Origin of the sequence: Streptomyces sp. NPDC003077, assembly GCF_040611095.1 — a bacterium.
GTDB lineage: Bacteria > Actinomycetota > Actinomycetes > Streptomycetales > Streptomycetaceae > Streptomyces.
In genome coordinates this window covers 136,424-153,166 of the sequence record NZ_JBEXNM010000001.1, presented here as the reverse complement: position 1 = coordinate 153,166, position 16,743 = coordinate 136,424, and the positions used below count along the sequence as shown (strand labels likewise).

Annotated in this window: 13 protein-coding genes and 1 pseudogene; 7 read left to right on the top strand and 7 right to left on the bottom strand. The window is 70.9% G+C overall.

Translation table 11 applies throughout. The annotated features are described in order from the left end of the window. The first annotated feature begins 89 nt into the window (after positions 1–89). Positions 90–716: a 5-formyltetrahydrofolate cyclo-ligase gene (locus tag ABZX96_RS00605; RefSeq protein ID WP_355535863.1), complete on the top strand. Its 627-nt coding sequence runs from the start codon at positions 90–92 to the stop codon at positions 714–716. A 324-nt stretch (positions 717–1,040) separates the two neighbouring features. Here ABZX96_RS00605 and ABZX96_RS00600 read toward each other — a convergent pair whose 3' ends face one another. Further along, positions 1,041–4,031 (bottom strand): penicillin acylase family protein, encoded by a 2,991-nt coding sequence (locus ABZX96_RS00600; RefSeq protein ID WP_355535437.1) that lies wholly within the window; start codon positions 4,029–4,031, stop codon positions 1,041–1,043. Between the two features lie 238 nt (positions 4,032–4,269). On the opposite strand from ABZX96_RS00600, the gene ABZX96_RS00595 reads away from it, so the two are divergent. The 6 genes from ABZX96_RS00595 (at position 4,270) to mscL (ending at position 10,850) form a co-directional block, all read left to right on the top strand. After that, positions 4,270–6,153 carry a potassium/proton antiporter gene (locus tag ABZX96_RS00595; RefSeq protein ID WP_355535434.1) on the top strand — a complete coding sequence of 628 codons (1,884 nt, stop codon included), beginning with the start codon at positions 4,270–4,272 and terminating at the stop codon, positions 6,151–6,153. Positions 6,154–6,678: 525 nt separating this feature from the next. Next, entirely contained in the window at positions 6,679–7,968 is a 1,290-nt protein-coding gene (locus tag ABZX96_RS00590; protein WP_355535431.1) for an MFS transporter, read from the top strand. A gap of 67 nt (positions 7,969–8,035) precedes the next feature. Then, positions 8,036–8,356, top strand: coding sequence for an FmdB family zinc ribbon protein (locus tag ABZX96_RS00585; RefSeq protein ID WP_355535428.1), 321 nt, complete (start codon positions 8,036–8,038; stop codon positions 8,354–8,356). 219 nt (positions 8,357–8,575) lie between these two features. Continuing rightward, positions 8,576–9,430 carry an S-methyl-5'-thioadenosine phosphorylase gene (locus ABZX96_RS00580; RefSeq protein WP_355535425.1) on the top strand — a complete coding sequence of 285 codons (855 nt, stop codon included), beginning with the start codon at positions 8,576–8,578 and terminating at the stop codon, positions 9,428–9,430. A 328-nt stretch (positions 9,431–9,758) separates the two neighbouring features. Continuing rightward, a complete protein-coding gene (locus ABZX96_RS00575) occupies positions 9,759–10,085 on the top strand; it encodes a hypothetical protein (RefSeq protein WP_355535423.1) in 327 nt (108 codons plus the stop codon). 249 nt (positions 10,086–10,334) lie between these two features. Then, positions 10,335–10,850 (top strand): large conductance mechanosensitive channel protein MscL, encoded by a 516-nt coding sequence (gene mscL, locus ABZX96_RS00570; RefSeq protein WP_355535420.1) that lies wholly within the window; start codon positions 10,335–10,337, stop codon positions 10,848–10,850. Between the two features lie 129 nt (positions 10,851–10,979). On the opposite strand, the gene ABZX96_RS00565 is transcribed toward mscL, so the two are convergent. The 6 genes and pseudogenes from ABZX96_RS00565 to ABZX96_RS00540 form a co-directional block, all read right to left on the bottom strand. Further along, positions 10,980–11,186, bottom strand: coding sequence for a hypothetical protein (locus ABZX96_RS00565; RefSeq protein ID WP_355535417.1), 207 nt, complete (start codon positions 11,184–11,186; stop codon positions 10,980–10,982). Between the two features lie 400 nt (positions 11,187–11,586). Next, positions 11,587–12,114, bottom strand: a complete 528-nt coding sequence (locus ABZX96_RS00560) for a DinB family protein (protein ID WP_355535414.1) — start codon at positions 12,112–12,114, stop codon at positions 11,587–11,589. 121 nt (positions 12,115–12,235) lie between these two features. Further along, positions 12,236–12,658, bottom strand: coding sequence for a hypothetical protein (locus tag ABZX96_RS00555; protein WP_355535860.1), 423 nt, complete (start codon positions 12,656–12,658; stop codon positions 12,236–12,238). 166 nt (positions 12,659–12,824) lie between these two features. After that, entirely contained in the window at positions 12,825–13,610 is a 786-nt protein-coding gene (locus tag ABZX96_RS00550; RefSeq protein ID WP_355535411.1) for a Rieske (2Fe-2S) protein, read from the bottom strand. 122 nt (positions 13,611–13,732) lie between these two features. Beyond that, a pseudogene (locus ABZX96_RS00545) lies at positions 13,733–14,317 on the bottom strand (4Fe-4S dicluster domain-containing protein); the annotation flags it as partial. A 158-nt stretch (positions 14,318–14,475) separates the two neighbouring features. Continuing rightward, positions 14,476–16,725 carry a molybdopterin oxidoreductase family protein gene (locus ABZX96_RS00540; protein ID WP_355535408.1) on the bottom strand — a complete coding sequence of 750 codons (2,250 nt, stop codon included), beginning with the start codon at positions 16,723–16,725 and terminating at the stop codon, positions 14,476–14,478. Positions 16,726–16,743 lie beyond the last annotated feature (18 nt).

Below are 16,743 nucleotides of genomic sequence, written 5' to 3'. Positions count from 1 at the left end.
CGAACGCGGGACCTTCGACGATCAGGAAACGGTCCGCGGGGATCAGGAGTGCCAACCAGATGGACGACCACGGACAGTCGGGCGCACGGATGCCGGGAATCCCGGTCACCGCACCGGACGCCGGCAAGAGCGCGCTGCGGCGCCGGCTGCTGGCCGCGCGGGCCGCGCTGACCGGTGACGAGGTGGCGGCGGCGGGCGAGGCGCTGGCCACGCGGGCGACCGCGCTGCCGGACCTGGCGGGCGCGCGGACGGTCGCGGCCTACGTGTCCATAGGGCGCGAGCCCTCGACGCGGACCCTGTTGGAGCGCCTGCGCGCCACAGGGACGCGCGTCCTGCTGCCCGTCCTGCGCCCCGACAACGACCTGGACTGGGCCGCCTACGAGGGCCCCGACGCGCTGGTACGGGCCGGCCGCGGCCTGCTGGAGCCCTCCGGGCCCCGGCTGGGCCGCGCGGCCGTCACCGGGGCGGACGCGGTGCTGCTGCCCGGCCTGGCGGTCGACCGGCGCGGCCTGCGGCTGGGGCGCGGCGGCGGTTCCTACGACCGCGTCCTGGCCCGTCTGGAGGCCGCGGAAGCCCGTCCGGCGCTGGTGGTGCTGCTGTACGACGACGAGGTGGTGGACGAGGTCCCGGCCGAACCGCACGACCGCCCGGTGCGGGCGGCGGTGACGCCGTCGGGGGTGCGGAGGTTCGGGGGCGTGGAGGAGGTCGAGGGATAGGGGCGGACGCCGTCGTCGCGTCGTTCCCTGAGGCGTGACGCGTCTTCGTACGCCGACGGGCCCGCGCGTCGCCAGGACGTACGCCGACGGAACCGGGCCTCCTCAAGGCGCACGCCACCGGATCCGCGCACCCTCAGGACGCACGCCAATGGGCCCGCCCTGAAGAGACACGCGCCAACGCGCCCGCCCTGAAGAGACGCACGCCGACGGGCGCCCTCCCTCAGGACGCACCACAACAGGCCCACCCCCAGAACACACGCCAACGGGCCCGCACCTCCCGTTCCCAGGAGATGCGGGCCCGTCACCATCCGGCGTGTGCGGGGATCACGGCGACAGCGTCAGCGTGTCCTTTCCGGCGGCCTTGACGGCCTTCTGACTGAAGGACCACGGCAGCAGTTCGCCCTTGGCCCACTTGTCCGTCTGGTCGTCGTAGTGCGCGCTGTAGGCGTGGCCCGACGCGCCCGTGAGGTTGATCCACCGGGACTTGTCCAGGTCGGCGAGGTTGACGACCATCCGCATGGAGGGGACCCAGGTGACCTGGTAGCCGCCGGCCGCGTTCCAGCCGGTGGCGTCCACGGCCGCCTCGCCGCCGCCGAGGTTCCACGGGCCGCGGTTGAACAGGCCCTGGAGGATGCCGGGGCCCTCCTTACCCAGCGTCTGGTTCTTCAGGTACATCTGGTGCAGGCGGCCCCAGCTCCAGGTGTCGATGTTCTTGCCCAGCTTGCTGGTCAGCTCGTAGCGGGCGTCCTTCATGGCGTGTGCCAGGAGCTGGTCGCGGTTCTTGTCGCCGGGGCGGCCGGGCCGGTCCTCGGTGGTCCACCACTCGTTCTTCGGGTCCTTCAGGATCTTCCGCACGACCTCGAACCAGCGGTCGCCGCCGTTGGGCTCCGCGGAGTCGGGGGCCCGCTCGCCGCACTCGCGGACCAGCTTGTTCCGGTCGTCCACCGGGCCGGAGTCGTTCGCCGGGCGGACGGCCAGGCACTGGCCCTCGACGCGCAGCTCCTTGGGCATCTTGTTGCCGAAGGCGAGCTTGAGGGTGTTGCGCCAGACGCCGTTGAAGTAGGCCGCGGCGGCGGAGTCGGGCTCCTGGGTGTAGTCCCAGCCCTCCAGGAGGCGCTGCGCCTCGCGGACGTAGGGGTCCTTGATGTCGATCTTCAGCAGGTACGGGGTCAGCAGCTTGGCGATCTCACTGCTGTTGTCGAGCTGCATGGACGCCATGTCGTCCGTCGAGATCTTGCCGCCGTCCTTGATCTTCGACTGGATGAGGTCGTTGATCCGCTGGCTGCGGGCGCCGTAGCCCCAGTCCTTGGTCAGCAGGTAGGGGTACTTGTCCTGGTCGATGACGGCCTGGTTGGCGGTGACGATGTAGCCGCGCGCCGGGTCCAGCTCCCAGGGGAGCTCGGACTGCGGGATGTAGTCCTTCCACTGGTAGCGCTTGTCCCAGCCGGGGACGGGATAGGTGCCGTCGGAGGGGACGGTGAGCGTGCCCTGCCTGACGGTGGTGTCGGTCGCGGTGTTGGCGTTGGGCAGGCCGCCGGTCCCGTTGGCCCCAGTGGTGCCGTTGAGGCCGCTGGTGCCGCCGGTGCCGTTGAGGCCGCTGCTGCCGTTCGTACCGCCCGTGCCGTTGAGGCCACCGGTGCCGTTCGCGCCACCCGTGCCGTTCGTGCCACCGGCCCCGTTCGTACCCCCCGTGCCGTTGGTGCTCCCCGTGCCGTTGCCGCCCGTCCCGGCGCCCTCGCCGCGGATCGGGATGCGGCCCGGGGCCTGGTAGCCGATGTGGCCCTTGGTGTCGGCGTAGATCAGGTTCTGCGAGGGCACCTCGAAGTGCGCGGCGGCCTTGCGGAACTCGGAGAAGTCCTTGGCCCGGTTCAGCTCGAAGACCGCGTCCATGGACTTGCCCGGGTCCAGCGCGGTCCAGCGCAGCGAGATCCCGTAGCCGTCGCCGCGGTCCGGCGCGGAGTTGCCGACCGGCGCCTCCTTGCCCACCTTGGACAGCTCGTCGTTGCGGTCGGAGACCAGCGGGCCGTTGTTGGTGGCGCGCACGGTGATCTCGCGGCTCGGGCCGCCGGCGACCTTGATGGTCTCCTTGCGGGTCTTGAACGGGTGCATCCGCCCGTCGAAGAGGTATCCGTCGGCGGTGATCTTCTCCAGGTACAGGTCGGTGACGTCCGCGCCCAGGTTGGTCATGCCCCAGGAGATGTCCTGGTTGTGACCGATGATCACGCCGGGCATGCCGGAGAAGGTGAAGCCCGCCACGTCGTAGTTGCACTTGGCGCTGGTGGTGCGGCAGTGCAGGCCCATCTGGTACCAGAGCGAGGGCATCTGGGGCGCCAGGTGCGGGTCGTTGGCCAGCAGCGGCTTGCCGGTGGTGGTGTGGTCACCGGAGACGACCCAGGAGTTGGAGCCGATGCCGTTGCCGTTGGGGCCGAGCAGCGCCGGGATCTCGTCCAGCGTCTTGGACAGTGCGGTCAGCTGGGACTGCAATCCGCGGCCGGCGGAGGAGAGGTTCCCGGTGGCCGGGTTGCTTCCCGTCGACGTCGCCTTGGGATCGAATTCCTTCGTGAGCTGGTTGACCTTGCCGCCCTCGACGATCGGCTTGTTCCGCTTGTACGGGTACTCGGGGTAGAGCTGCGCGATCTGCTCGGGCGTGAACCGGCTCGTCATCAGGGAGCGGTCGATCTCGTCCTGAAGGTTGCCGCGCAGGTCCCAGGCCATGGCCTTCAGCCAGGCGACCGAGTCGACCGGCGTCCACTTCTCGGGCTTGTAGTCGTTCTGGAAGTCCAGCGCGGCGTACTCCAGGGAGAGCGCGGCGCCCTCGTGCTCCTTCAGGTACGCGTTGACACCGTCCGCATACGCCTGGAGGTACTTCTTGGTGCTCGGCGCGAGCTTGGTGTCGTACTCCCGCTGCGCCACCTCGCGCCAGCCGAGCGTGCGCAGGAAGGCGTCGGTGTCGACCTGGCTCTTGCCGAACATCTCCGAGAGGCGGCCGGACGTCATGTGGCGCCGCACGTCCATCTCCCAGAAGCGGTCCTGGGCCTGGACGAAGCCCTGGGCGCGGAAGAGGTCCTCGTCGGTGTCGGCGTAGATCTGCGGGACCCCGTTGCCGTCGCGCACGACCTCGACCGGGTTCGTCAGACCGGGCAGCTTCAGGGAGCCGGTGGTCTGCGGGTACGACGCGCGGACGGTGCTGACGCCCCAGTAGGAGCCATAGCCGATGCCCGCCACGAGCAGGAGCACGATCGCGGTCGCTGCGAGGCGGCCACGCCGCCCTTTCTTCTTCTTTTTCGGTGCGGGGCCGGACTTGTTGGCGGGCATCTCTGTCCTTCGAGGGGCAGGGTGGGAGTGCTGGAGCAACCATAGGCGCACCGCCGCGGGCACTACTACGCGGTGTCGTGGGGGCACGGGGGACCGTCAAGTAATGGTAAATTGTTAGTCTCAGTAACTAGATACGGTAAGGATTAACGCCCGGACCCACACGAGGAAGGACCAGCTCCTGACTGTCGACCGCCTCAACGAACTCCTGCTGATCTGCTCGCTCGTCCTGCTCGTCGCGGTGGCGGCGGTACGCGTCTCCTCCCGCAGCGGGCTGCCCAGCCTTCTCATCTACCTGGGCATAGGCATCGCCATAGGGCAGGACGGGCTCGGCGGCGTCGTCTTCGACAACGCCGGGCTGACGCAGATCCTCGGCTACGCCGCGCTCGTCGTGATACTCGCCGAGGGCGGCCTCGGCACGAAGTGGAAGGAGATCAAACCGGCGCTGCCCCGAGCCGCGCTGCTCTCGACACTCGGCGTCGCGGTGAGCGTGGGGGTCACCGCGGCGGGTGCGCACTACCTCGTGGGTCTGGAGTGGCGCCAGGCGCTGCTGGTCGGCGCGGTGGTCTCGTCCACCGACGCGGCGGCGGTCTTCTCGGTGCTGCGCAGCGTCCCGCTGCCGAACCGGCTGACCGGTGTCCTGGAGGCCGAGTCCGGCTTCAACGACGCCCCCGTGGTCATCCTCGTCGTCGCGTTCTCCACGGCGGGACCGGTCGACCACTGGTACGTCCTGATCGGCGAGATCGCCCTGGAGCTGGCGATCGGCGCCGCCATCGGCCTGGCACTGGGGTGGCTCGGCGCGTTCGCGATGCGCCACGTCGCCCTGCCCGCCTCCGGCCTGTACCCGATCGCCGTCATGGCCATCGCCGTCTCCGCGTACGCGGCCGGCGCGATGGCGCACGGCTCCGGCTTCCTCGCCGTCTACCTGGCGGCGCTGATCCTGGGGAACAGCAAACTGCCGCACGCCGCGGCCACCCGCGGGTTCGCCGAGGGACTGGGCTGGATCGGCCAGATCGGCATGTTCGTCCTGCTGGGCCTGCTCGTCACGCCGCACAACCTGGGTGACGACATCTGGCCCGCGCTGATCATCGGCCTCGTGCTGACCGTCGTCGCCCGACCCGCCTCGGTCTTCCTGGGGCTGCTGCCCTTCCGGGTGCCCTGGCGGGAGAAGACGCTGCTGTCCTGGGCCGGGCTGCGCGGCGCCGTACCGATCGTGCTCGCCACCATCCCGATGGTGGGCCAGGTGCCCGGGAGCGAGCGGGTCTTCAACATCGTCTTCGTGCTGGTGGTCGTCTACACCCTCATCCAGGGGCCGACGCTGCCCTGGCTGGCCCGGCGCCTGCGGCTGGGCGAGGGCGAGGAGGCGGCCGACCTCGGCATCGAGTCCGCGCCCCTGGAGCGGCTGCGCGGCCACCTGCTGTCCACGTCGATAGGGCCGTCGTCCCGCATGCACGGCGTGGAGATCGGCGAGCTGCGGATGCCGGCCGGATCGGCGGTCACCCTCGTCGTACGGGACGGCAAGAGCTTCGTACCGGCCCCGACGACCGTGCTGCGGCGCGGCGACGACCTGCTCGTCGTCGCCACCGACCCGGTGCGCGAGGCCGCGGAGCGCCGCCTCCAGGCCGTCTCCGAGGGCGGCAAGCTGGCCGGCTGGCTCCATCCGCGGCCGGGCCCGGAGGGCCGGGACGGCGGACGGACCGGTGGCCGGCGGGCCCGTGCGGGGCGGCGCCCCGGCGGGACGGCGGGCGGACGCGGCCGGGAGCGCTCCGAGGGGGGCGGTCCGGGGGTCGGCGGTCCTGCTGCGGGGGGCGTTACTGCGCTGGGGAGCGCTTCGAAGGGCAGCCCTTCGGAGGGGAGCGTTGCACCGGGAGGTGTTTCGGGGGGCAGTGGCTCGGGGCGTGCGGCGCCGGGGGGAGGCATGGGGACCGGGTCGCGCTCGGCATCCGGGCCGCGCGCGGAGCGCGGTGTACGTGCGGAGCCCGGCTCGCGTACGGAACCCGGCTCGCGCTCGGAATCCGGCCAGGCCGCGCCGCTTCCTCGGCGGAGCGGGGTGCCGTCGCTGGGCAAGCGCAAGGATGACCAGACTGCGGACGAACGGGTCAATCGCGGTCAAAGGGTCGAATAGTTGAATATTCGAGTAGAGGTGGGCGGCTCCATCCGGTGCGGATCGATCGGCTGACGGACCAGATCGATCGGCCGGCCGAGCCGCCCACCGACCTTTCCGGCCCTTCCGGCCCTTCCGGCCCTTCCGGCCCTTCCGGCCTTGCGGCCTTCCAGTCCTTCCGCCCCTGCCCGCTCGACAGCTCTTCCGCAGCCCTCTCGCGGCTTTCCGTCACCTCGGCACCCGCGCCGGACACCCGCCCAGCCCCCCGCTGACCTGCGCGGACGGAGCGAAGAGCGGCGATGGCCGACCCCGGTGCTTCGCACAGATGTGCCTGTACTATGAACGGGCACATCATTGAACCAACTCTGCCTGACGCAGAGCTGGCGCGACCGCTCGGCGGCCGCGGCATCCGGCCCCACGCAGCCACTTCCCGGCTTTGGTGCGGACCACGCGGTATCACTCGGTCCTGCGCGAGAGGACAGCTCTCGGCGCGCTCACCGCCCCTTGCCGCGGAGCGCGCTACCAGGCGGGAAGAAAGGCTCGGCCGTGGCATCCGCGGTCAAGGACACCCGTCCCGGTTACGGACAATTGCTGCGCACACCCGGTGCGTGGACGTTCCTTCTGCCCGGCTTCCTGGCCCGGCAGCCCTTCGCGATGCTGACCATTGGCATCGTCCTGCTCGTCGAACACACCTCCGGCTCGTACGGCACAGCCGGCATCGTCTCGGCGGTCACCGGCGTCTCGATGGCCCTGTTCGCCCCGCAGACCGGCAAGCTCGCCGACCGCTTCGGGCAGCGCGCCGTCCTCGTCCCCGGGGTGCTGGTGCACGCCATCTCCGTCACCGCGCTGATCACGCTCGCGCTGGCGCACGCGCCCCTGTGGGCGCTGCTGCTGGTCGCCGTGCCCAGTGGTGTGTCGACGCCGCAGGTCGGCCCCATGGTGCGGGCCCGGTGGGCGGCGCGGCTGGGCGGTACGCCCCTGATGCCGACGGCCGCGGCGTTCGAGTCGGTGACGGACGAGTTCACCTTCGTCATCGGCCCGGTCCTGGCGACCGCCCTGTGCACGAGCATCCACCCGGCCGCCGGACTGATCACCGAGGCCGCGCTGACGCTGATCGGCGGCCTGCTCTTCGCCGCGCAGCGGCGCAGCCAGCCGCCGGTGGAGGCCGTGAAGGCCAACGGCGGGGCGCGGACCTCGGCCCTGTCCGTCTCCGGCGTGCGGGTGCTGATCGTGGGCTTCCTCGGAATCGGCATGGTCTTCGGCGGCATGCAGGTCTCCCTGACGGCCTTCACCCAGGAGATCGGGCAGCCGGGAATCAACGGCATCCTGTACGGCGTCTTCGCGTGCGGAAACATGCTCTCGGGCATCGTCTGCGGCGCCATCGCCTGGAAGGTCGGCCCGCGGCGCCGGCTGCTGGTCGGCTACGCCGCGCTGGCGCTGGCCACCACTCCCCTGTGGGCCGCGACCGCGGTGCCGGTGCTGGGTGGCGTCGGCCTGCTGGTCGGCCTGTGCATCGCTCCGGCCCTGATCACCGGCTACACGCTGGTGGAGTCCCTGGTGCCGGCCTCGGCCCGGACCGAGGCGTTCACCTGGCTCACCGGGGCCGTCGCCCTGGGCCAGGCCGCCGCGTCGGCCACGGCCGGACGGCTGACGGACGCGTTCGGTCCGAGCTCCGGTTTCCTGGTGCCGCTGGGCGCCACGGCGCTGGCGCTGGTGGTGCTGCTGATGCTGCGGGGACGGCTGGTGCCGCACTCCGCGAGCCTGGTGGTGGACACCGCCTCCCAGGGCGAGCCGGAGCGTGGGGTCGGTCACCGTACTCCCGTCGCGGTGGACTGACGGGCCGGAATACTGCACTATGGAGCATCGTTAGCACTCATTGAGTGAGAGTGCCAGGAGGAAGACAGTGCCGACCTACCAGTACCAGTGCACCGAGTGCGGCGAGGGCCTTGAGGCGGTGCAGAAGTTCACCGACGACGCGCTCACCGAGTGCCCGAGCTGCCACGGACGCCTGAAGAAGGTGTTCTCCGCGGTCGGCATCGTCTTCAAGGGCTCCGGGTTCTACCGCAACGACAGCCGCGGCTCGTCGTCCAGCAGCACCCCCGCCTCCAGCTCCTCGTCGTCGTCCTCGGGCTCGTCCTCGTCGACGTCCACCGGGAGCTCGGAGAAGAAGTCGAGCAGCAGCACGGCGTCGAGCACCACCGCGAGCAGCGGTACGGCCGCCTGATTCCAGCTTTACCGGCGTTCCGATGCCGGGCCCCGAGGACCCCGCCGTTGCCGACGGCGGGGTCCTCGGCGTTGTCGGTGGAGACGTGTCCCGTGTTGTGGGCGGTGGCGCGTCCGGTGTTGTGGGCGGCGGGTTCTTCGGGCTCGGTGACGGCAAGGGGTCGTGCTGCGCACGGCCGCGACCGGTCCGCCGTGGAGTGCGGCCGTTAGTGTGATCGCCATGACTGACGCGGAAATCGGCGTGATCGGCGGGTCCGGGTTCTACTCCTTCCTTGAGGACGTGACGGAAGTCACGGTGGAGACCCCCTATGGCAGCCCCAGTGATTCCCTCTTCCTCGGCGAGGTGGCCGGCCGTCGGGTGGCCTTCCTGCCCCGGCACGGACGCAAGCACCACCTGCCCCCGCACCGCATCAACTACCGGGCCAACCTGTGGGCGTTGCGCTCGCTCGGCGTCCGGCAGGTGCTCGCACCGTGCGCGGTGGGCGGTCTGCGCCCCGAATACGGGCCGGGGACCCTGCTGGTGCCGGACCAGCTCGTGGACCGCACCAAGTCCCGCATACAGACCTACTTCGACGGGGAGCCGGTGCCGCGGCCCGGTTCCACGACCGGGGAGGTCAGCGTTCCGAACGTGGTGCACCTGACGTTCGCCGACCCGTACTGCCCCGAAGGGCGGAAGGTGGCGGTGGCCGCCGCGCGGGGCCGCGACTGGGAGCCGGTGGACGGCGGAACGCTCGTCGTCATCGAGGGTCCCCGCTTCTCGACTCGCGCGGAGTCGCGGTGGCACGCGGCGCAAGGCTGGTCCGTGGTCGGCATGACCGGGCACCCCGAAGCGGTGCTGGCCCGCGAACTGGGCCTGTGCTACACCTCGCTGGCGCTGGTCACCGACCTCGACGCGGGCACCGAGACCGGCGAGGGCGTCTCGCACGAGGAAGTGCTCCAGGTCTTCGGCCAGAACCTGAGCCGGCTGCGCGAGGTCCTCTTCGACGCGGTCGCGGGCCTCCCGAAGACGGAGACCCGGGACTGCCTGTGCACCCACGCACACGATGGGTGGGAGCTGGGGATCTCGCTGCCGTAGGGGGTGGGGGGGCTCGCTGCCGGAGGGGTTGGGGTAGCTCGCCGCCGCAGGCCGAGGTTGGCATGGCTCGCTGCTGTAGGCAGAGGTTGGCCTAGATCTCTGTCATGGCGGGGCTTGGGTGTTTCGCTGTCGCAGGGGGTGTTTCGCTGCGGTAAGCCGGATCCGCTTATCTCAGCGGGACAAGCCAGCCCCCAGCACACCGACGGGTGAGGAAGTTATCCACAACCAGTGGGTAACGCACAGGCCGGAGCGGGCCGGCCGCGGGATCGGGCACGGTGGGAACCGTCCGAAGCACCTTCCGCTTCCGCACCGTCAGGCGGTGATCCCCATGACTCGCAGCACGTTCGCCGAACGTCCCGCCCTCCTGGCCGGCGCCACCGGGGGCCCGCGCCTGTCCGACCCCCCGTCGTACGAGGTCCCGGGCTTCTCCCCGCTACGGGCCCGCCGCGGCCGTCACCGGCTGCGGCGGGCCGTACGGCGGCGGCGTCACGCGATGGCGGCGGGGCTGGTGGTGACGGCCGCCGCACTGGCCGCCGGGGCGCCACGCGGCGCGGAGCGCGCGGCGAGCACGATCGCCTGCCCGCTGCCGAATTCCGCACCACTGGCGGACACGGACCCGGCGACGTCCGGGCCGGCGGCCCCGGAGGTGAGCTAGCCATGCGCGAGACCACCACCCGCCCGGCTGGAAAACCCTCCACGGTTCCGCCCGCCGAAGCCCATCCCGCTACCCGGAATTCCCCCGCGCATTCCCCTCTCCCCACCGCCTCCCATGTGGCAATCCGCACTGGCGCACTGGCCCCTCACTGGTCCGTGTCAGCCGATTGGACATCGGCCGCCCGCACTGACGACAGTTTTGGTGCGATTGATAGCACTGTCGTCAAAGAGCGTGGAAAGAGGCTTGCAGGTGAGCAAGGAAACGGGCGTCCTCGCGGGATTCAGGGAATTCCTGATGCGCGGCAACGTGATCGAACTCGCGGTGGCGGTGGTCGTCGGAGCGGCGTTCACCAATATCGTCAATGCCGTGGTCAAGGGCGTCATCAACCCGATCGTCGGCGCCCTCGGCTCACAGAACCTGGACCACTACAAGGCATGTCTCACGACCTGCCCGATCAACCCGAAAACGGGCGAGTACACCGACGGGATCTACATCCTGTGGGGCTCGGTGCTCAGCGCGGCGCTCACGTTCCTGATCACCGCGGCCGTCGTGTACTTCCTCATGATCCTGCCGATGAACAAGTGGAAGGCGCGCCAGCAGGCCAAGAAGGCCCTGTTGGAAACGGCCGCGGAACCGACCGTGGAACCGACCGAGCTGGAATTGCTGACCCAGATCCGCGACGCCTTGGTCGCCCAGCGCGGCGCCTCGGCCGCGGAGCGGAACTCCAGCGCGCCGGCCCCGAAGGCATCCGGGCCACGCCCGTAGCGCGGACCGGTTCGGCACAGGGGGCGGCTGGTACCGGTGCCGGGCCCATGGCGGCGGCGCCGGACGCGTCGGATGTCAGTGCCCTGTGCAGTACGCCGACCGGCGTCCGGGCCAGGCCCGACGCGGCTGTCAGATGTGGTGCGGCGGCTTCTCGTCCAGGAACCGCGCCAGGTCAGCGGCACTGTCGCCGCTGCTCGACGGACGCTCGCCCCAGCCGCGGTCCGTGTCGTCGGAGGACTGCTGGTCCAGCGGATCGTCAAAGATCAGCGCGGCGGGCTTCGGAGCGGGGCGCGGCGTGGGCGCGGTTTCGGGCCCGGATTCGGAAATGGTGCTCACTCCCTCAGAGTACGGCGGACCCGGTGCGACCGGCCGCCGGGCCGGAGCCCGTCGGCCGGTGCCGCTTCGGAGCTGGACGGTTCCACTTCGGGGCTGGACGGTTCCACTTCGGGGCTGGACGGTTCCACTTCGGGGCTGGACGGTTCTACTTCGGGGCTGGCCACTGCCTCTTCGGGCCTGGACGATGCCGTTTCCGGGGCGGTCGGCTTCTGGCCCACCCCCGCTGTGCCGCACGGCCACCACAGAACGCGCGTCCCGCCGGACGCACCGGCCGCGACAGGAACGAGCGGGGGATGCGACAGCTCGATCACCTGCGAGCAGGAGTGCCCGGCGGCGCGGTGATACCGGGCGGCGGGCGCGACGGGGCCGCTTATGGAGCCGCGGTCCGCCCGGTCGGGGCTCAGGTCCCGGTGACGCCGTCGATGCGCTCCCTGAGCAGGTCCGCGTGGCCGTTGTGGCGGGCGTACTCCTCGATCATGTGGATCAGGATCCAGCGCAGCGAGACCTCGGGAGCCCCGAGCGCCGCGGCGTTCTCCTCCGAGAGCCGGCCGGTGTCGTCCAGCGAGGCGGTGGCGATCAGTTCTCGGCCCCGGGCGATCTCCGCGCGCCACGTGGTCAGCGCCTCCTCGATACCGCGCTCCGAGACGAGCCCGAACCCGAAGTCCTGCGCTTCCTTGTCCACCGTCGGCACATCCAGTCCGGCGAAAACCCGCTGGAACCAGTTGCGTTCGACCTCGGCCATGTGCTGGACCAGCCCCAGCAACGTCATCGACGACGGCTCGACGGAGGTGAGGCGGATCTGTTGATCATCAAGTCCCCGGCATTTGAGGGCCAGCGTGGCTCGGTGGAACTCCAGCCAGCTCTCCAGCATCGAGCGTTCATCGGCGCGCGGGAGCGGTATGGGACGTCCATCTGGTGTCGTAGCCATGCTCGTCACCCTCACACAGGGCACTGACAAGCGGTAGGTGGGCGGTAGCGCGTAGGAAAGGAACAGGAAATGCGCCTGGGACCGCGGTCGAGCGATTGACGCCAAGACCACCACGAGTGACTTAACGGTCGCGCTTGTCGATCGCCCACAGCCCGAGCACGACGAGGAAGGAGAGGACCAGAAAGGCCGTGCACCACCAGGCCGTGTCGGTGTGGCCCTGCATCCAGGCGTTCACTTCGACGGTCAACGCCCAGAGCTGGCCGATGACCACGGACATCACCAGAGCCAGTCGTGCGGACAGCTTCGCGGAACGCTCCGGCTCGTGATCGGCACCCGCGCCCGGCCCCGGACCGGTGCTGCGGACCCGCGGATCGGCGTAACCGCTGGTCGCACGGATCTGCGGGTAGCGCTCGGCCACCGGCCGGTTCAACCGAGGCTCGACGCTGCCGGGGTGGTAGGGGGGCGGTGGTGGAGGAGGAGGAGGAGGGGAGTGGGGCGGGGTGGGGGGTGGGGGGGAGGGGGGTGGGCCCCCCGGGACACCCAGGTTCTCCGGGCTCTCCGGCCCCTCCGGCCCCTCCGGCCCCTCCGGGAAACCCGAACCCTCTGAACTCCCCTGGCCCTCCGATCCCCCCGACTCCCCCGCACCCCTCAAGCCCTCCCGGTCACTCCGCTCCTCCCGATACCCAGCCCCCTCCGGCTCCTTCGCTCCCTCAGCCACGGCTGCTCGTGCCCTCCGCCGTGCGTCGGCGTTCCAAAGCGTCTTCCGTGACCTCGTCGTCGCCGTGTCCGGGCTCGGCTCCCGGGCAACCGACTTCCTCGGCGATCTTCGGGTCGTCGGCGAGGAGTTGGCGGCACATGCCCTCTTCCTCGCTTTCGCCCGAGCGGGCGGTGCCGATGGCCCAGATGCTGCCGTCATCCCGTTCGTAGAGGATCACCTTGGGCAGCCCGCGCGGCGGTGGGCCGCCGGCGACCTCGCCGGTGCGGGCGTCGAAGGCGCCCTCGTGGCACGGGCAGTACAGCTCCCCTTCCATGCCGCGGTCGCGCCGCCACAGCACGGCGCAGGCGAGATGGGTGCAGACGGCGGAGTAACCGACCAGGGAACCGTCCGAGAGGCGGATCGCCACCGCCCGGTCCTCGGCTCCCGGGTAGCGGAAGGCGACGGAACGGCCGGCGGGGATGTGGGCGGCGACGCGTTTGGGCGGCGCGGAGCCCTCGCCGTGGCGGGGCAGCACGCCCGCCGCGACCGCGAGTCCGCTCACCGCCAGTCCCCCGGAGACCGTCGTCACGATGCGCAGGTAGTCACGGCGGGTGGTCAGCGAGTCGGCGGCGAGGCGGTCGTGTAGGGCGGCCTCGTCCTGGAGGGCCCGTTGTTCGCGTGCCTCTTCGAGTTCCTTCCGGAGGGCGGTTCCCTCCGCCCATCGCTCCGGTGACGCGGTCGAACCGGTCGGTGTCCGGTCCGGTGGCGCTCCGCCACCGGCCTGCCCCGTCGTACTCACCGCGCGCCGCCCTTCTCCGACGACTTGCCACCGCCGCCCGCACGAGACTCACCTCTCGTAGGAACAACCCCGGCCCCAGGAGACGCCCCGCCTGCCGCCAACGCCCCGCCCCCGGAAGGCCCCCCGTTCACCCCCACGATCGGCAGCCCCCCAGGCACCGGCCACCGGACCTTCTCGGCCGGCACCACCATCGCGACCCCCGTCTCCACGACCGCGTCGCCGAAGGTGAACGAGTCGGCGACCTCCACCCCCGGCCGTTCGGCCCGCAGTTCCTCGTACGTGCCGTAGAAGAGGGCGCCGGTCGGGCAGACCGTCGCGCACATGGGGGCGAGGCCGTGAGCGGTGCGGTCGTAGCAGAGGTTGCACTTGTATTGGAGCTTCGCTTCGAGGTCGATCTTCGGTACGCCGAAGGGGCAGGCGTTGACGCAGTTCGCGCAGCCGATGCAGCGCGTGGTGTCGGCCTCCTGCACGACGCCGTCCGGGGTGACGAGGATGGCTTCGGCCGGGCAGACCTCGGCGCACGGGGCGACGGGGTCCGAGCAGTGCATGCAGACGGTGGGGAGGGAGGCGACCGAGCCGCCCTCGTCCGGGTAGTCGAGGTGGATCAGTGACTTGCCGCGGTGCGAGTCGCATTCACGGCAGCCGGCGACGCATGCCTGGCAGCCGATGCACCGCCCCGGGTCGATGAAGATCGTCCGGCCCATCATGCGCAACCACCTGCCTCACCCGTCACTTGAGAACCGCCTCACCTTCACTTAGGAACCGTCTCGTCTGTCACTTGAGAACCGCCTCCCCGTCACTTGGGAACCGCCCCACCTGTCACTTGAGAACCATCTCGTCTGTCACTTGAGAACCGCCCCACCTGTCACTCGAAGCCGCCCCGCCTGTGCTCCGAACCGCCGAACCCGCCCCCTCCCCGCACCACCGGCGGCCCCGGCACCTCATCCGCCTCCCCCGCGGCCTCCACACGAGCCGCGCACACCTTGTACTCAGGGATCTTGGAACGGGGATCCAGCGCGTCGATCGTCAGCTCGTTGGCGGCCGTCGGGACCGGCCAGTGGTACGGCACGAAGACGGTGTCCGGCCTGATGGACTCCAGCACCAGCGCGGGGAAGACCGCGCTGCCGCGCCGGGTCACCACCCGCACCGGCTCCCCCGTGCGAAAACCGTGCGCCGGGTGCAACTCAACCCACGGCCGCGGCGTCTGTTCGACCAGGCCGCCCAGCCGCCGCGTCTGGTTGCCGGACAGGAAGTGGGCGACGGTGCGGCCGGTGGTGAGGGAGAGCGGGAACTGGTCCGAATAAGGGTCCGCGGGCGGGCGCCATTCGACCGCTTGGAGATGCGCCTTGCCGTCGGGGTGGTACGTCCGGCCGTCCTCGAAGAGCCGGGGCGTGCCGGGGTGGTCCGGGGCGGGGCAGGGCCAGGCGAGGCCGCCGGTTTCCTCCAGCCGCTCGTAGGTGATGCCGGAGTAGTCGATGACGGTGCCGGCGGTGGCGGCCCGCAGTTCGTCGAAGACCTCGCGCGAGCCGTCGAAGGCGAACTTGTCGCCCACTCCGAGTCGCCGGGCCAGTTCGCACAGCACCCAGGTGTCCGTCCGCACGCCGGGCGGTGGTTCCTGTGCCTTGTTGTGTTTGACGACGCGGGCCTCGGCGTTGGCCATGACGCCCTCGTCCTCGGCCCAGACGGTGACCGGGAGGACGACGTGCGCGTTCGCGGCGGTCTCGGAGAGGAAGAAGTCCAGTTGCACGTGAAAATCGAGGGAATCGTAGCCTTCCCTGACGGCGCGGAGGTCGGGGAGCGAGACGAAGGGGTTGTTGCAGATTCCGAGGAGTCCGCGGAGTTCGCCGCGACGCATTTGGTGGACCATTTCCACCATCGACGTTCCGGCGGTGGGCAGTTCCGATTCAGCGACGCCCCAGATGCGGCAGATCTGCCGCCGGTGTTCGGGGTCGAGGATGGAGCGTCCCCCGGGGAGAAGGTCGGACTTCTGGCCGTGTTCCCGGCCGCCCTGCCCGTTGCCCTGGCCGGTCAGCGTGCCGTAACCGGCGCCGGGACGGCCGAGATTGCCGGTGGCCACGCACAGGTTGATGATCGACAGACAGTTGTCGACGCCCTGGCTGTGGTGCTCGATGCCCCGCGCGTGCCAGGCCATCGCCCGCTGAGCGCCGCCGAACCACCGCGCGGTCAGCTCGATCTCCGCCACGGACACCCCGCAGATCTCCGCCGCCCGCTCCGGCGGATAGTCCCGTACGGTCCGCTCGACCTCGTTCCAGCCGGTCGCGTGCGCGGCAAGATACGCGTCGTCCGTCAGCCCCTCCCGGATGACGACGTGCAGGACGGCGTTGAAGAACGCCGCGTCCGTACCGGGCCGCACTCGGACGTGCAGGTCGGCCGTGCGCGCGACGGGCGTCTCGCGCGGGTCGACGACGATCACTTTGGCGCCGCGGTCCCGCCCCGCCCAGACGTACTGCGTCATGACGGGGAAGCACTCGCCGACGTTCGCGCCCGCGAACAGCAGGCAGTCGCTGAGGAGCATGTCGGAGAACGGGTTGCCCGCCCGGTCGATGCCGAACGCCAGCTTGTTGGCGGTGGCGGCGCTGACCATGCACAGCCGCCCGTTGTAGTCGACGTGCCGCGTCTTGAGGGCGACCCGCGCGAACTTCCCCACCAGGTACGTCTTCTCCGTGAACAGGGACGCGCCACCGAGCACCCCGAAGGCGTCAGCCCCGTACGCCTGCTGGACGCGCCGGATCTCCTCGACGATCAGGTCCAGCGCCTCCTCCCAGCTCGCCTCGCGGAACGGCTCGTCACGGGTTCTGCGGACGAGCGGTGCGGTGAGCCGGTCGGGGTGGTTGACCTGCTGGTACGCGTTGATGCCCTTGGGGCACAGCCGCATCCGGTTGATGTCGTGGTTGCGCGGCTCCAGCCCGAAGACCTTGCCCCGGCGGTCGACCCGCAGGTACATGCCGCACTGCACGCCGCAGAAGCAGCAGTGGGTGGGGACGAGCCGCTCGCCGGCCTGGTCGGCGCGCCAGCCGTCGGCGGAGACGCCGCCCGCGCTGCGGAAGTCGCCGGTCCCGGGCGGGGCGATGGCGGGTTCGACGGGGGGCCTCATCGCGCCATCCCGAACGAA